This is a genomic window from Paenibacillus sp. D2_2, from assembly GCF_031199965.1.
Taxonomy (GTDB): Bacteria; Bacillota; Bacilli; order Paenibacillales; family Paenibacillaceae; genus Fontibacillus.
In genome coordinates, this window is the sequence record NZ_CP133605.1 from 3889987 (window position 1) to 3905966 (window position 15980).

Sequence of the window (15980 nt, forward strand, 5' to 3'; positions counted from 1 at the left end):
AAGTCTAAATCAACTATCCCCCACAGATTTCCTACAGGGCATCGTTTTATGCACAAAAGAATAATATTTAACGATAGCAGAATCTAACGTGGACCAACAAACTGTTCAAAGGAGGAAAGTCATAAGATGCTGAGGATGGTTTACATGATGTCCAATCGGGAAGCGATGAATGAAGTAATTGCTTTTTATCGGGATATGAATGGTATGCTTACCTTTATGGGTTCCTACCCGACATATGGAAAAGGCACTGGGACAAGGAAAGTTTCAAATGTCACTGCGAATGACGGTATCGATCCCCTTATATCACAAGGCTCCTTAACTTTGTCCCAGGATTCCCGTTACTTATTTGCAGTTAATGCGGGAAGCAATAGTATTAGTAGTTTCATTGTTACCGACAACGGAGGACTTGTACTCGCCGATGTGAAGCCATCGGAAGGTGTTCAACCAAACAGTGTAGATGTATTCGCTGACCTTCTCTATGTTTCAAATGTAGGTAATGCCGCCAATCCATTTGCATCCAATATCTGTGGATTTCGCATAGGAGATAACGGACGTCTTACTCATATTCCGGGAGCCATCCATCATCTAAGTACCATGAATGCTCAACCAGCGCAAGTATTATTCACTCCAGATGGCAGTAAAATCGTTGTATCAGAGCTTACTACAGACCGTCTCAGCGTATACCATGTTAATGATTACGGAACTGCTACAGGACCAATCATTAACGCTTCTATGGGTACAAGGCCGTTAGGCGCTTATTTCCTATCTTCAGGAATCCTGTTAGTAACAGAGGTAGCTTCTAGCGCATTGTCATCCTATGCAATGAGAGACAACGGAATATTAGATGTTATCAGTGGTTCTGTTCCGAACGGTCAGAAGACAGCATGCTGGATTACAGTTACGAGGGATGAACGTTTTGCATATACCTCTAATACCTTAAGTGGTACAATATCTACCTACCGAATAGATGACAACGGAAAGCTAACGGTTCTCGGTCATACAACCAGTACACCAGTTGGCACACCTACAGGGATACCCATCGATGCAAGAGTCAGCAAAGATGGACGCAATTATTACGTCCTCAATGGTAATCAAGGCACAATCTCCGTATTTAATATCCATGATGATGGTAGTTTAGTCAGTTTGCAAGTAGCTGCCTCGACACACTACCCGTATTTTGGCTCGCAAGGTTTAGCTGTGCTTTGATTAATTCACAAATGACCCAACCTTAGATAGCTTATCTTAGGTGGGTCATTTATTGTTAGTGCTCCTGTTTTCTTTTAAAGTGATTTCTTAAATTTAAGATCCCGCTAATACAAAACAATACTGCGACAAAAATAAAAGCATAACTCATTTTTGAATTACTAAAGTTATTAAGTAGCGATGAAACAATAAAACAAATTGCAGCCAAAAAGTTCAAAACCGCTATTAACATATAATTGGTTTTATTCATTTTACCATCTCCAAATATACCTATATTTTCAACTTTATATCAATCTCTTTTTATATACAAGTACCCAATACTACATTTTAATATCAACAGATAATAAAAAAGGAGTTCAGAATGAACTCCTAGCAAGATTTATTCTTATATTCAATCGGACACACACCAACCCGGTTTTTAAAAAGCCTACTAAAATAATACTGATTCGTGTATCCTACCTTCACCGCTAGCTCGCCAATTTTGATATTATGCATCGAATGATCCAAGATTTCCTTTGCCTTCGAAATACGAAGCTCAGTTAAATACTCAAGAAAAGAAGCTCCTAGCTCTTGTTTCATTTTTTTACTTAAATACGTATGATTCATATAAAATATTGCGGCAACACGGGATACCGTTAATTCTGGATCATGGTAGTGATTATCGATATATTCCGTTACTTTGCTCATGATCACTGTACCCGTTCCTTGATCTATCTTGCTGTTCGATTCTTCCCGACAATCTTCCATCATATTGTCTGTCGGATAGCATTGACGCAAATGTATATCTATCTTCTGTAATACCCGCTTTAAATCGCTTTTAGGAACCGGCTTTAACAAATAGTCATAAGCTTGCAACTGCACAGCTTGCCTCGCATATTCAAACGAATCATATCCGCTAACAATAATAGCAATCACTTGTTCATAACGACTCTTCACAAGCCGCAACAGATCAAGTCCATTCATATCTGGCATATTGATATCCACGAATAATAAATGAGGAGAGGTCCTCTCCATCAAAGCTAGCGTCTCAGCCGCATTTCTCGCTTTGCCGATCACTTCAAAGGGTAATTGACTGTCTTTAATATATTGGGTAAGTCCTTCACGTATCGTCTTCTCATCATCCACAATAATTACTTTCCACATCTTATTCAATCTCCTCTAAAGGTAAAATCAAAGTCATCGTTGTCATACCATGTCTACTATCTACCTGCAGTCCATAAGGTTCACCATAGGTTAATTTCAATCGATGGTTTACGCTGTATAAACCAAAGCCAATGGTTCCATCCTTCCACCTGCTACTAGACAATGCCTGCTGAATGACCTTCATCCTCTCTTCTGAGATTGGTAATCCATTATTCTCGACTACAATATGCATATCCCGGTCCTTCTCATAGGTGCGAATGGAGATTTTGCTTTTCTGATCAATTAATGGCTTAATTCCATGATAAATGGCATTTTCAACAAGAGGTTGCAGTAAGAAGCGAATAACCCTTTTTGAACCCAGATGTTCATCATACAATAACTCATATTCTAATATCTCTTCATACCGCACACATTGGATTTGCAGATAACTTTCAACATGATGGAATTCCTGTTCTAAGGTAATAAATTGATTGCATCCCCCTAAGCCAAGTCGGAAATAAGTACTTAATGACTCGACCAATTCGACGACATCATCCGCTCCATAGGCGTCAGCTTTCCACTGAATTGTATCCAAAGTGTTATATAGAAAGTGAGGTTTGATCTGTTCCTGGATGAGACGCAGCTCCATCTCCTTCTTTTCTTGTTCGTAGTGATAGAGCTTCGCTAACATCTGATTAAAACTTCTCCCTAAATCTCCGATCTCATCTTGATAATTCTCGGTGGCACGAATATTTCGATCTCCTGCCTCGACCTTGCCCATAATTTTCTGCAAAGAGCGGATCGGCTTGACGATCGAGTTACCAAGTAGAATCAATAGTAGGAAGAATACGAATCCGGTCACACCACCGACGAGCAGTGCGGATCGTTGAGTTTTATCGACCCCTTGCAACAATTGTGAATGAGGAACTTGAAATTTCAATTCCCAATGAGGAACCTGCTCTATCGGTGCTATAAAGGTTGCCATCTTATCTGCATTCTGGGCCATCTCGTTATCTTTTCCATGTTGACCCGTCTGCGGAGCATAAAACTCATGATCGAATAATAATTCGCCCTTCCCATCATAGACATTAATATCCTTCGCAATTTCTTGCATCGCTTCAATGGACACTGCTGCGGCAATATAAGCAGCATCATCATAGACTTGCGGATTAATCCGATAAAGAATAACGACAATATCCGCTTGATTCGCATGGGACTGAATTCGATTGCTCACGACATAAGGAGCATCCGATTCACAAAGCCGCACATAATATTCTCGATCGACGATCGAAAAGGGCTTATCGTATGAAGACCAGGATTGACCGTACCGATTCACCACTCGAATGGATTCATATTCTTTATTACGCAGAAGAGCCAGCTTCTCAACTTCTTGTAACAACGCCTCCCGATCCCACTTATGGTCTTCAGCTAATGTTGCTAACATCTCAACCTCCCCAATTCGCTGCTTAAACCAATAGGAAATTTGTTCACTGCGTGCACTGACAATCTGTTGCGTCAAACTTTTATTCAAAGGAATAACCGTTCGTTCTAATTCAAAATGAATAGCGCCTAAGATCGCTAGAAATAAACATAAGAAACAACCACCCGCATACCAAGCAATCTTTTTTGTATCGATTTCATCCCCCATATTAGAACATGTTCTACACCGACACATATAGACTTGTCTCAACAATTGTCCGAAATAGATAAAAAAAGGACGGTTTGTGCAAATACTTTTTATACGATGCTCTATATAATTCTTATTGTACCTTTTTTCACAAGGTAGGTGAAGCGATATTAAAAAATGGGATATTTTTATTGTGGTATCGATTGTTGTCATTGCGTTCATCGGATTCAGCTTCCATTCGCAGCCTCAGTCCAGTAGCGCCGCGAGTAGCAAATTTCTTGAAGTCTATGTCGGGATCAGTTGGAGAAGCGAATTGAAATTCCTGATGACAATTATACGCAAACATTCAGCATCGTTACCGAACGCGGTATGAACACGGTACGCATTAAGGATGGCGCCGTGTCCATGGTTGAAGCAGACTGCCCAGATCATCTCTGTGAGCATAGCACACCCATACATCGATTGAATGATCTCATTGTATGTATGCCCAACCGCGTTATTCTCACGTTGGTAAGTGAATAATTTCACTTAAATACCTAACATTATTCAAGGAGGAACTATGCGTACAAGAACAACCAAATTTTTATCCCTCATTCTCATCCTATGTCTGGCATTGACCATGACTGCCTGCGGCTCCAAAGATAATACGACTGCATCGGAAGATGGAGTTGTGAAGTCTATCGGTGTTGGTAATGGTAAGCATGGAGAGATTAAAGTCGAAGTCTCTTTTGCAGACGGTAAAATCACGAACATTGAAGTATTGGAACAGAAAGAAAACGAAGTGTTATCTGAGCCTGTATACACTAAGCTAAAAGAAAGCGTCATGCAAGCGAACACAGCTGATGTAGATGCTATTAGCGGCTCTACAGTAACTAGTAAGGGTTATTTATCTGCAATTCAAGATGCGATTAGCAAAGCGGGTATTACTCTTGCGGCAGGTTCGGCAGCCAGCGGTAATGCGCAGAAAGAAGATGCTGAGCAAACATTCGACGTCGTTGTAATCGGTGCCGGTGGTGCCGGCTTCAGTGCTGCAATTGAAGCTAAAAAAGCAGGGGCTAACGTCGTAATTCTCGAAAAAATGCCAACCGTTGGCGGCAATACCCTGATCTCTGGTGGCGAAATGAACGCGCCCAACACATGGGTACAGCAAGCCGTAGGTATTACTGATGATTCTGTTGACCTCTTCTATGAGGACACAATGAAGGGCGGCGACAACCTCGGCGATCCTAAAATGGTGCGAATCCTTGCTGAACAAGCTTTAGGTTCTGCAGAATGGCTTCGCGATGAAATCAAAGTGGAGTTTCTTCCTGATCAGCTATTCCAATTCGGCGGTCACTCTCGTAAACGTGCCTTAATTCCAGTAGGTCATACAGGTGCCGAACTTATCACGAAATTCAAAGCAAAAACCGATGAATTGCAAATTCCTATCAAGACGAGTATGAAGGCAGAAAAATTGCTTACTGATGCGAATGGTAAAGTAACTGGCGTAGAAGCAACAAGTGATTCAGGTCAGAAGATCACGTTCCATGCGAACAAAGGTGTAATCATCGCATCTGGAGGATTTGGCTCCAATGTTGAAATGCGTATGAAATACAATCCAACTCTAGATGAAAGCTATATGTCGACTGATTCTCCAGGTACAACAGGAGACGGCATCATCATGGCACAAGAGATTCAAGCAGCCATCACCAATATGGAGAACATCCAAACGTATCCAATTTGTGATCCTGTCACTGGCGTTATTTCCCTTGTAGCGGATTCTCGATTCGATGGTGCTATTCTAGTAAATCAAAGCGGGGAACGTTTCGTAGAAGAACTGGAACGCCGCGATGTCATCTCGAAAGCGATCCTGGCTCAAGAAGGTAAATATGCTTACCAGTTGTGGAATCAAGATCTAGAAGCGATCAGTAAGACGATTGCTGCACATCCGGATGAATATGATCAGCTCATTAAAGAAGGCATGCTCTACAAAGCAGATACCATTGAAGATGCAGCGAAATTCTTCAACATTGATCCAGCTAAATTGCAAGCAACTGTCGATAAAGTAAATAAATTCGCAAAAACAGGCAAAGATTTAGACTTTAATCATCGTGCAGGTCTCGCTTCACTTCAAAATGGACCTTATTATATTCAAAAAGCAGTACCATCGGTACACCATACAATGGGTGGTTTGGTGATTGATACCGATACACATGTAATGAATACAGACGGCAAGGTAATTCCAGGCTTATACGCAGCTGGTGAAGTTACAGGCGTTATTCATGGTTCGAATCGTCTCGGCGGTAACGCCATTGCCGATATCATTACATTCGGCCGAATTGCTGGCCAGCAAATTGCAAAATAATTAAAGCTTAACTTCCAGTTTGTTAAAATAATTGGCTGCTCCGATCGCACAACCTCTACAGGTTCGTTACGATTTGGAAGCAGCCGTTTTTTTACTTAAAACCATCTTTAATCTCATTCATTTGTGCAATATGTCTCTGTTCATGCAAATACAATGATTCTAACCATTCAATTAATAACATTTCTTGAAAAGCTGGGTGTTTAAAATATCTTCTACTCAGCACAGATGGGTCTTCTAACGTATTTAAGAATTCATTAAACTTCACTCTTGAAATGTGTAGTTGTTCAATGATTTCTTCACGTTCTAATATTTCTTCAGTTGGTTTAACAATATCCGGAGCTTCTAACTTCCTACTTCTATCTAGTAGCAATTCTACTGGCTTACTCTCTATTATTGAATCTTCGTTGCTCCTTAACCCTCTCTTGATGGCTAAGACATATAATTCTTCTGTCTTAATTAAATGTTGACATACCTGTCCAATACTCCAGCTATCTGGTTTTCTCCGCGCGTTTAATTGATCTCGGCTTAGATCATTCAGAGTCGTTAGTAACTCCTCTCTCGTCTCTTTCAACTTTTGATTAATGTCTTGAAATTCCATCAGAAACCTCCCTTATTCACTTCATTTCCGGATTCTCTGAATTGAAAAAACTATTTCTCGAGCAACTCATTCATTAAATTCTCAAACAGGGGTTTACTCAGTCCTATGATTACTTTAGCATCCTAAGAACCATTAAATCGTCATCATAATATTGATCCTCGTATTTAAGAGCGTTTCGTTCCTGTCCATAAATTTCAAACCCTAACGACAGATATAATCTTTTTGCATTGTCATTATTAGAAACCACTGTTAAATTGATCTGTTCTATCCCTTCCATTTCTCTTGTTCTTCTAATTAATTCTCCCATGAGTTCTCTTCCTAACCCAGTTCCTCTTTTCTCTGGAACTACGTACATTCCGAAAACATTGCCTTTATGATGTGTTTTCATCCCAGTATCACGCATAAAAGTTACAATTCCATATAAATGACCGTCATCTCCAAATGCACCTAGTACAAATTTATCACTACTAGGTCTTATTCTTTCAGCTACGGTCTCGAGAGAGAATTTCGCTTCGCGGTCATACGTAGAACCAAAGGCACTAGGATCGTTCCTTAGACTATCCAATCTAACTTGTTGATACGCCTGAGCATCTGATTCTCGCAAGATACTGATCCTCAATATATCTCCCTCCAAACTCTCAATGATTTACAAACATTGGTGTATGATTTCTAGCTTTACCTTTTAGGATTCCTCATTTTATTGAATTTTCCTCCTCTGGATTGTTCCTGTTTCATATTGTCCGTATTCCCGAACCTCTTACCCCATAAATTGATAAAAGCTCACCCGGCAAAATTAAGGTTAATTAAAGGTTGCATTGCTAGAATAGAAAAGAACAAGGAGGTATCTGCGTGCGAATACTTATCGTTGAAGATGAAATACATTTGGCTGAGGCCGTGGCACAGGTTCTTAAAAAGAACAATTATACAGTCGATTTAGCTCATGACGGTGAATACGGGCTGGACTGCGCAGTATCGGCGATTTACGACTTCATCATTCTAGATATTATGCTCCCTAAAATAGACGGTATAACGATCCTTAAAGAAATCAGAAAGCATGGTCTCGCTGTTCCTGTCGTTCTACTAACGGCAAAAGGTGAGACAAAGGATACAGTCAACGGGTTAGATAGCGGTGCGGATGATTATATGGCCAAGCCATTTAAATCCGAAGAACTTCTTGCCCGCCTTCGTGCGCTTAGCCGTCGGAAGGGTGAACTGGTGCAGGATGGTACATTGTCTTATGGAGATATCGATATGAATCCTAATTCCCTCGAATTATATTGCGGTAGTAAATCGTACAAGCTCACATTGAAAGAATTCCAGCTACTAGAGTTACTGATCCACATGAAAGGCATGGTCGTATCCAAAAATACCATTATTGAAAAGCTATGGGGATACGATGGTGAAGCCGAAGATAATAATGTTGAGGTATATATTTCGTTCTTACGAAAGAAATTAAGTCATATTAAATCTGAGACATTTATCAGTACGATGCGTGGTGTCGGCTATGTTCTGAAATCACAAGGTGACAAGCATGTTTAAGAGATTACGTAACAAATTTATGATCCTCAATATGACCATCATTACAGTTGTCATGATTTCAGCCTTTGCTGTCATTTACATGGTAACGTACACAAATATACAGAAAGAGAACCAAAACAAACTTACGAATATAACTACGTCCTCCCTTATGATGAATCCACTGAGTAAATCAGCCGAGAACAATAGCACCGGTAGAGTATTTGTCGGGAAAATACCAAACGATTATGCTTCCTCTTTTAATGTATTAGTCGGTGAAGATAACAAATTGCTCAATGTTCATTCTTATTTAGATTTAACAGAGGAAACCTATCAAAAAGCTACCAAGCTCGCCACATCTTCAAAAAAAGATAGTGCCGTGATTTCGATTAATGGCCAGCGTTGGCTCTATAAAATGAATCCTATGAACGCAAATCTTATTATCTATGGAAAGACCAGCGCAACCAAAGCGGCTGTACACAAACAGATTTATTTTATTGATGTAACCGAGTCATACAAAATACTTTCGCAGCTTCTGCTAACATTCGGTGCCATCAGTATCGTGATGCTATTTGTTATTTTCGGTATAAGTCTGTTTTTTGCCCGGCGTGCCATTAAACCTGTGGAAATAGCCTATGAGAAACAAAAGCAATTTATCGCAGATGCTTCTCACGAACTGAAGACACCGATCGCTGTCATTAATGCCAATGCTGAGGCTTTGTATGCCAACAAAACCGAGTCAATTGAGAGCCAGCAGAAATGGCTAAATTATATTACTGCGGAAACTGATCGAATGGGAAAACTCGTTAGTGACCTATTGTATCTGGCTAAAACCGACAGCGAAGCTGTAAACAACGAGCTCATCCCTTTTAATATTAGTCATATTGTCACCGATGTATTGCTTGCAATGGAAGCTGTTGTTTTTGAAAAAGGGATCACCCTCTCTCATGATATTGAGCCAGATCTCATTGCATACGGTGCTAGCGAAAAAATGAAGCAAGTGGTTATCATACTGCTGGACAATGCCGTAAAGTATGTGAACGAAAACGGCAATATTGATGTTGCACTGAGAAAATCCCGAAACCATGTATTCTTTTCTGTGAAAAATACAGGAAGCGGCATTCCTAAGGAAAGTCTACCGAAGCTATTTGATCGCTTTTATCGTATAGACGCTTCAAGGGCTCATGACGGAGGTTATGGTTTAGGACTATCCATTGCTAGAGCAATCATAGAAAATGCAGACGGAAAATTTACGCCACGAGCGTTGAAGGAGAAAGTACAACCTTTGTATTTGAGCTGATCAGAAAAGAATAATGAATCCTGTAAAAGCCTTCGGATCGTACTCCGAGGGCTGTTTTTGTTTTGAATTTACGATTTAAGGTTGGTTAAAGGTTTGTCCCTTTTAATAATCAATATGAAATTCTATGAGGAGGAAATGGATAGTGAAAAAAAATCTTATCAGCATCATTATCTTTATGCTTTCCGGTATTATTCTAGCTTTGGGCATATGTCAGCTCATCCTGTATATTCCGGCACAGCTTGATATGGTGGATAACGCCCTTCTGCAAGGTGCTACGGAGGAGCAAATATCTGATTACTACTGGCATGAGTTAATTCCACAGATCATTACTTATGTCATTACTTTTCTTGGCTTTGCGGCTGTGTTGTTTGCGACAGGTATGCTTTACTTAAAACTTGCTGTTAAACAACCATCCTACAATCGTAATATGGATTGGCCACTTCAATCCAAAGATTCGGCTGACGAAGAGCTGGATGATTTCTTTGATGAATTTGAAGCGATAAACGCGATGCAAGAAAAATAATAAAAGTGCAAAAGGAGTTTATAAGTATGTATATCTTACAAAATGCACTGAAAAATCTGGTGCGGAACAAAGGTAGAAACATGATGATCGGCGCGATTATTTTCGTCATCATCCTAACAACCGTTGTCTCATTAATCATTAACAATACCTCTTCGGCAGTTATTGAGGACTACAAGGAGCGCTTTGCCTCTGAGGTATATATTACTCCCGATATGCAGAAGGTCATGCAAGAGGCCCAAAACAACTCTACAGACGGCAGAGTAATGGTCAAAAAACCAGAGATTCCTTCGGAACAGCTATTGCAGTTCGCTGACTCGGAATATCTCAAAGAAAGTATTGCGACAGGTACAATTTCGGCAAACAACTCAGATATTAAAGCGATTGACCAAGATGACAATGATACATCTTCGTCAGGGACAGGCTCTACATCCATCGTCGGTGAGGGCGGTATGATGAGAAGCATCGGGAATAACGGAAATTATAGGTTGTTAGGAGATAGCTGGGAAGACTTTAACGATGGACTCCGAAGCCTTGAAAGCGGTAGGCTACCAGAAGCAGAAGGTGAAGGCGTGATTAGCGAAGAGCTTCGTGACTCAAACCATATTAATCTCGGCGATGTAATGACTTTTACGGCTAATCTGAGCGTTGATGCACCTTCTGATATGACTTCTGACAATGTACAAGAGGGCGATAAAGTAACTGTAGATGGTATGGAATATACCGCGTCCATCTCCGGAATGGGTACTGTCCGCTTACAACGTGAGGTTGCCTATCCATTAACCATTGTTGGTGTTTATCAGGACATGACCGATGAATATGCAAATGACAATATGCCAAAATCCGCAGCATTTAACAGCCGTAACGAAGTACTGACAACACTCGAAACTTTACTTACCCAGCGCAAGGCTAACGAGACAGGAGTTAATGTCAACGTAACCTATTATCTGAAAAGCCCAGAAATGCTGGAACCATTTGAAGCGGAGGTCAGAGCAAAGGGACTTTCGGATCTATTCAATGTGGATACAGACACAGCTTCTTATGAAAAAGTAGTAAAGCCAGTTGAGGGACTAAAGAGTATTTCTATAACATTTATGGTCGTCGTTATCATTCTCGGTTCGATTATTCTACTATTGCTTGCTTCGATCTCGATCAGAGAGCGTAAATATGAAATCGGTGTTCTTAGAGCGATGGGTATGAAAAAAATGAAGGTTGCACTTGGACTTTGGCTCGAAATTGTTACAATCACCTGTTTTTGTCTTGTAATTGGATTAGGTATAGGAACGGTTGCTGCACAACCTGTTTCCGACATGCTGTTGCAAAATCAAGCTGAAGCGGCTGAGTCAAGTACATCCCAAGGTGCTGGCGGCGGAAATGTCATGATGGGTCCGGGGGTATGCAATTAGGTGGTGCACAGCTTGGAGGAGCACAGTCTAGTGCAAAACCGTTATCCGAAATGAAAATCTCATTAGATACGGTTACAATATTGGAAATTATAGGAATTTCAATTTTACTGGCTTCATTTGCTGGCTTAATTTCCATCAGTAAGATCACAAAGTATGAGCCCATCAAAATACTCATGGAAAGGAATTAGGTGATATCGATGAGTGTACTTACACTAAATAATGTGTCCTACAAATACGAAGGTACGAAGAAGAGTGTTCTCAAGGGAGTAAATGCTACCTTTGAATCCGGAAAGGTTCATACCATCGTCGGTAAGTCTGGATCCGGTAAATCAACTTTGCTGTCATTAATTTCGGGACTCGATATATGCACAGATGGAACCATCATGCATAACGAACAGGACTTGAAGAAGCTTGACCGTGACGATTACAGGGCCAAAGGGATTGGTGTTGTATTTCAAAGCTTCAATCTCCTTACCAATGCCACCGCAATTGAGAACATTGTGCTATCTATGAATATTAATGGGAGCCGTGAAAAGGATAAAAGAGGTTATGCCTATGATCTGCTTGAAAAGGTCGGGATTGATAGAGAAACAGCCGACAGAAAAATACTGAGGCTATCCGGCGGCGAACAACAGCGTGTTGGTATTGCCCGGGCAATTTCGCATAATCCCGATATTATCATCGCCGACGAGCCGACGGGTAATCTTGATAGTGCTACGGAGGAAGCTATCTTAGAAATTTTCACTTCACTCGCCCATCAGGAGGGCAAATGCGTCATCATCGTTACCCATTCCAAAAAGGTAACAACCATAGCTGATGTCATCTATGGGATGAGTGATGGGAAACTAGCAGAGATGAAGCGAAAATAAGCCTCTAGAGGAGGCTGTCTCATAAGTTGATTATCGACTTGGAGACGCCTCTTTTGTGTGCCAAAAAATTGATTTCCATACCCATGTTTTGAACTGATTTCACGGTCACTTTTGACCGTTAGCATTGATCCTCTAATATTCCTCCGCTGTAACGGACAATTATGTCCATTATAAGGGAAATATGTCATGGAAAACCCCATTCATTACTTCTAATGGTCAAAAGTGTCCGTAAAAAGAGCAAATTTGTTTTTCCGTAGCTCTAACGGTCATTTTTGACCGATTGATATTGTCTACCTATTTCTCAACTCTCTCCCGGGAGCTCCCATCCTACTCGCTACTTATTAATTATTATGATAAATTGAATATGGCTTTCTCTTTAATTAAAGGAGGAAAATATCATGCAAACACTTGAAACTGAACGCTTGATTCTTCGAGAATGGCAGGAGAGCGACGCTGACGACTATTTTGAATTATATAACAATAATGATGTTGAAAATGCTGGAGCAAAAATTTGCGAGAGTATTCAAGAAAGTCTTGAATCTATCCGTCTATTCATCAAATGTCAGGAATCCTGGGCTATCGTCTTAAAAGAAAATAACAAGGTAATTGGTTCAATATTTCTAAGCGATATAAACAGACACGACCGCTATAAAGAGATAGAGTATATTATTTCCGGGGACTATCAAAATAAAGGATATGCAACGGAATCGGTTAAGTGTGTGTTAAAACACGCCTTTAATGAACTTGACTTATTGGTTGTGGCCGTTTGCCATTATTCGTCCAATTTAAAATCCAAACGTGTTATCGAAAAATGTGGTTTTACATACGAAGGGACACTACGCAAATACAGCAGAAACTTAACCGATAGTGTACGATATTCTATGATAAAAGAGGAATGGGAAAGCCTAGATTCTTAATATCTATAGCATATTTCTCTAGTCTCTTATCCTTACGTTCATTCCATCTATCATACAAATTATAAAATAAATCTCCAAAATTCATTCCTTCAGGCATATCATCTTCAAACTTTATTTCTTCAATTTCGAAATTGGGTAATGTGCTCATCTCTTCTACTTCTGCGAAGAATACCATTCCATAACTTCCGTTCAATTGGTAAATTCCGAATGGCGTTAATTCAAATCTCACTGCTCCCGTCTCTTCATACAATTCACGACTGGCTGTATATAAAACTGATTCTCCTATTTCTCTGCTCCCTCCTGGGATCTCCCACCCTCCTCGCTTCGTATTATTTATGATGATAAATTGATTATTGTATTTGGCGATCAATATAGTGAACCTTATAATTTCATGGTTAATTTCATTTAATTCATACCAGTGTCTCATAGTTGTATCCTTTCTATAATGATTAGGGTTCTCTTATACAATTCAACTTAATCCTTCTCTTACAATCCGAAGCAACTCTCCCTTGTTGTCTGGATGACATGCTATTAAGTAGGGTTCCTCTTTCATTCCAGTGAACGGATTCCCTTCAAAATCTATAACAATCCCTCCAGCTTCCTTGACCATTAAAATACCTGAATACAAGTCATCACCTTCAGAATTGTACAGCACAATTCCATCGATATCGCCTTTGGCCAGCATACACCATTGTAGAGTCGGCGCCCATAGTCTCATCATTCTCTTAAAGTTAATATCAATGAATTGTCTTAGTTTTAATGCTCTTTGATCATGTTGCACCTGATGACCTTGAATCCAGCCTACATTCCCTTTTACGATATTGGGGTTGCTCTTCACATGCATTGGTCGATTATTACACTTTGCTCCTTCCCCAGCAGCAGATACAAATAGACGATCTGTCAATGGCTCATACACCACTCCGAGCACAGGTTCTTTTCTGTACATGAGTGTAATAAATGTCGTAAAAATAGGTAAACCAATCGCAAAATTATTTGTTCCATCTAAAGGATCAATCAACCACAACCAATCGTCATTCGAGCCAATTCCCCCCGCTTCTTCACTATGTATTTGATGATTAGGAAATGCCTCTCGAATTTGATTAATGATGATTTCTTCGCAAATATGATCCACTTCAGTGACTACATCCCCAAATTCATCTTTGGATCTCCATTCAACAACATGATCAAACTTCTCTTTAGAAATTAACCCTGCTTCACGAATCACACTTACTGATAGTTCTTTGGCTACTTCGATAATCTTTCGATCCATATAGCACCTCAATCGTTATATAAATTAAACTAGTTAATACAATGTAAAATCTGGATGCAGCCAATTCTTCGGACCAATCTTAAATCTTTATCCAATATCGACAGATCCCGTCGTCTACTACATCTAATTTTCCGTTGTTTCCTTCTACTACTTTCCTAGATCTTATATTATCTTCATCACAAGTAATTAGTAATTGATCCATGCCGATATCTTTGGCTGCCTTAATGATTTCATGAAGAAACAGCTTCCCATATCCTTTACCTCGCTCGCTTGGTCTAACTATGTAACCGACATGACCTCCATACAACATTAAGTGTTTTGTTAATCTGTGTCGTAACTTTCCATAGGCTACTGGATAGCCGTTAACATACATCCAATAAATGGTTTGAGGAACATATCCATCTGGAAGATCGATTCCTCCTGAAATCTGAACCAATCTAGGTAAACTATTCTTGAATTCTTCTAAATCACATTCGGGAAAGTTAGTCGTAAAACCGTTCTCCCCTAATCCAATCTCTTGAATCATTTCAAAAACATCCTGATCATCGGCTTCACTTAATTTCTTTATTTCAATCTTCACTGGAATCAACTCACTTTCAATAATCGCTAGCATATAACGTTCTTATGTTTATAAAATAACCCAGCCTTAGATACTCATATCTTAGGCTGGGTCGTTTGTTGTTTGAGTCTACTTCCATAATTATACACTCAAGGTAAGCATAAAGTCTTTATCCTTATTCAATACAGTGTTATGTCCCGATATCCATGTTTCCCATTAGTCAAAGCACATATGTATTCCGGGCTCACATAATCAAAACGGAGAATGACCCCGATCAGGATCATTCTCCGCCTTAGAAGAAGATGTCTCTATCTCCCCCACACCATGTTCCACATTCGTCTTCGATGGTAAGAGTTCTGCGGATCTACTCCACATCCCATCAACCACTGTACCGCATTATCCCGTTCAGCAGCCGATACGGATACACCCATACAATCCGACAGCTGATCAACCAGGCTACAGCAGCCACGGTGGCAATTTAAATCCTCTAATCTTTGAGCGTACAAAATACGGCACACCTTATTGAAATATAACGGATTCATCATTCTACAGCGAAATGTTCCCATTAAGCGGGGATCAAGCTGGGCCATGTACTATCTCCTTTCACATATAATTATTCCGTCCGCGGCTGGAGGCAGAGCTTACTTCATTTTACAGACCTTGTAGACGGTTAATTCAATATATGCGAATCAGACGGTCAGGACAGGGTATATACCTGTGTCTTCGGGAT

Annotated in this window: 18 protein-coding genes; 10 read left to right on the plus strand and 8 right to left on the minus strand. The window is 40.0% G+C overall.

Annotation, left to right across the window (positions count from 1 at the left end; translation table 11 throughout):
- The first annotated feature begins 126 nt into the window (after positions 1 to 126).
- The gene (locus RE628_RS19805) at positions 127 to 1206 is read left to right on the plus strand and encodes a lactonase family protein (RefSeq protein ID WP_309154651.1); all 1080 of its coding nucleotides are present in this window, start codon (positions 127 to 129) and stop codon (positions 1204 to 1206) included.
- A 366-nt stretch (positions 1207 to 1572) separates the two neighbouring features.
- On the opposite strand, the gene RE628_RS19810 is transcribed toward RE628_RS19805, so the two are convergent.
- A complete protein-coding gene (locus tag RE628_RS19810; RefSeq protein ID WP_309154652.1) occupies positions 1573 to 2346 on the minus strand; it encodes a response regulator transcription factor in 774 nt (257 codons plus the stop codon).
- Between the two features lies 1 nt (position 2347).
- Complete coding sequence (locus RE628_RS19815) at positions 2348 to 3769, minus strand: sensor histidine kinase (RefSeq protein WP_309154653.1); 1422 nt, start codon at positions 3767 to 3769, stop codon at positions 2348 to 2350.
- Between the two features lie 483 nt (positions 3770 to 4252).
- On the opposite strand from RE628_RS19815, the gene RE628_RS19820 reads away from it, so the two are divergent.
- Together RE628_RS19820 and RE628_RS19825 are read left to right on the plus strand one after the other, a co-directional pair.
- Entirely contained in the window at positions 4253 to 4474 is a 222-nt protein-coding gene (locus RE628_RS19820) for a NusG domain II-containing protein (protein WP_309154654.1), read from the plus strand.
- Positions 4475 to 4511: 37 nt separating this feature from the next.
- The gene (locus RE628_RS19825; protein WP_309154655.1) at positions 4512 to 6296 is read left to right on the plus strand and encodes a flavocytochrome c; all 1785 of its coding nucleotides are present in this window, start codon (positions 4512 to 4514) and stop codon (positions 6294 to 6296) included.
- A gap of 91 nt (positions 6297 to 6387) precedes the next feature.
- Here the strand turns inward: RE628_RS19825 and RE628_RS19830 are convergent, their stop codons facing one another.
- Positions 6388 to 6894, minus strand: coding sequence for a DinB family protein (locus tag RE628_RS19830; RefSeq protein ID WP_309154656.1), 507 nt, complete (start codon positions 6892 to 6894; stop codon positions 6388 to 6390).
- A 109-nt stretch (positions 6895 to 7003) separates the two neighbouring features.
- On the minus strand, positions 7004 to 7513 hold the full coding sequence (locus tag RE628_RS19835; RefSeq protein ID WP_309154657.1) for a GNAT family N-acetyltransferase: 510 nt from the start codon (positions 7511 to 7513) through the stop codon (positions 7004 to 7006).
- A 230-nt stretch (positions 7514 to 7743) separates the two neighbouring features.
- Between RE628_RS19835 and RE628_RS19840 the strand changes: the two genes are divergently transcribed.
- The 7 genes from RE628_RS19840 to RE628_RS19870 all read left to right on the plus strand — a co-directional run bounded on the left by RE628_RS19840 (position 7744) and on the right by RE628_RS19870 (position 13421).
- A complete protein-coding gene (locus RE628_RS19840) occupies positions 7744 to 8433 on the plus strand; it encodes a response regulator transcription factor (protein WP_309154658.1) in 690 nt (229 codons plus the stop codon).
- A complete protein-coding gene (locus RE628_RS19845; protein ID WP_309154659.1) occupies positions 8426 to 9709 on the plus strand; it encodes a sensor histidine kinase in 1284 nt (427 codons plus the stop codon). Before RE628_RS19840 ends, RE628_RS19845 begins: the two co-directional genes overlap by 8 nt.
- A gap of 142 nt (positions 9710 to 9851) precedes the next feature.
- Positions 9852 to 10232 (plus strand): hypothetical protein, encoded by a 381-nt coding sequence (locus RE628_RS19850; protein WP_309154660.1) that lies wholly within the window; start codon positions 9852 to 9854, stop codon positions 10230 to 10232.
- A 26-nt stretch (positions 10233 to 10258) separates the two neighbouring features.
- Complete coding sequence (locus RE628_RS19855; protein WP_309154661.1) at positions 10259 to 11635, plus strand: ABC transporter permease; 1377 nt, start codon at positions 10259 to 10261, stop codon at positions 11633 to 11635.
- Entirely contained in the window at positions 11626 to 11823 is a 198-nt protein-coding gene (locus RE628_RS19860) for an FtsX-like permease family protein (RefSeq protein WP_309154662.1), read from the plus strand. Before RE628_RS19855 ends, RE628_RS19860 begins: the two co-directional genes overlap by 10 nt.
- Positions 11824 to 11832: 9 nt before the next feature.
- The gene (locus tag RE628_RS19865; protein ID WP_309154663.1) at positions 11833 to 12504 is read left to right on the plus strand and encodes an ABC transporter ATP-binding protein; all 672 of its coding nucleotides are present in this window, start codon (positions 11833 to 11835) and stop codon (positions 12502 to 12504) included.
- A 398-nt stretch (positions 12505 to 12902) separates the two neighbouring features.
- Positions 12903 to 13421 (plus strand): GNAT family N-acetyltransferase, encoded by a 519-nt coding sequence (locus RE628_RS19870; RefSeq protein WP_309154664.1) that lies wholly within the window; start codon positions 12903 to 12905, stop codon positions 13419 to 13421.
- Here RE628_RS19870 and RE628_RS19875 read toward each other — a convergent pair.
- The 4 genes from RE628_RS19875 to RE628_RS19890 form a co-directional block, all read right to left on the minus strand.
- A complete protein-coding gene (locus tag RE628_RS19875) occupies positions 13384 to 13848 on the minus strand; it encodes an NUDIX domain-containing protein (protein WP_309154665.1) in 465 nt (154 codons plus the stop codon). The genes RE628_RS19870 and RE628_RS19875 overlap by 38 nt on opposite strands.
- 42 nt (positions 13849 to 13890) lie before the next feature.
- Positions 13891 to 14691: an inositol monophosphatase family protein gene (locus RE628_RS19880; RefSeq protein ID WP_309154666.1), complete on the minus strand. Its 801-nt coding sequence runs from the start codon at positions 14689 to 14691 to the stop codon at positions 13891 to 13893.
- A 79-nt stretch (positions 14692 to 14770) separates the two neighbouring features.
- Positions 14771 to 15304, minus strand: coding sequence for a GNAT family N-acetyltransferase (locus RE628_RS19885; protein ID WP_309154667.1), 534 nt, complete (start codon positions 15302 to 15304; stop codon positions 14771 to 14773).
- A gap of 254 nt (positions 15305 to 15558) precedes the next feature.
- Positions 15559 to 15840: a hypothetical protein gene (locus RE628_RS19890; protein ID WP_309154668.1), complete on the minus strand. Its 282-nt coding sequence runs from the start codon at positions 15838 to 15840 to the stop codon at positions 15559 to 15561.
- Positions 15841 to 15980 lie beyond the last annotated feature (140 nt).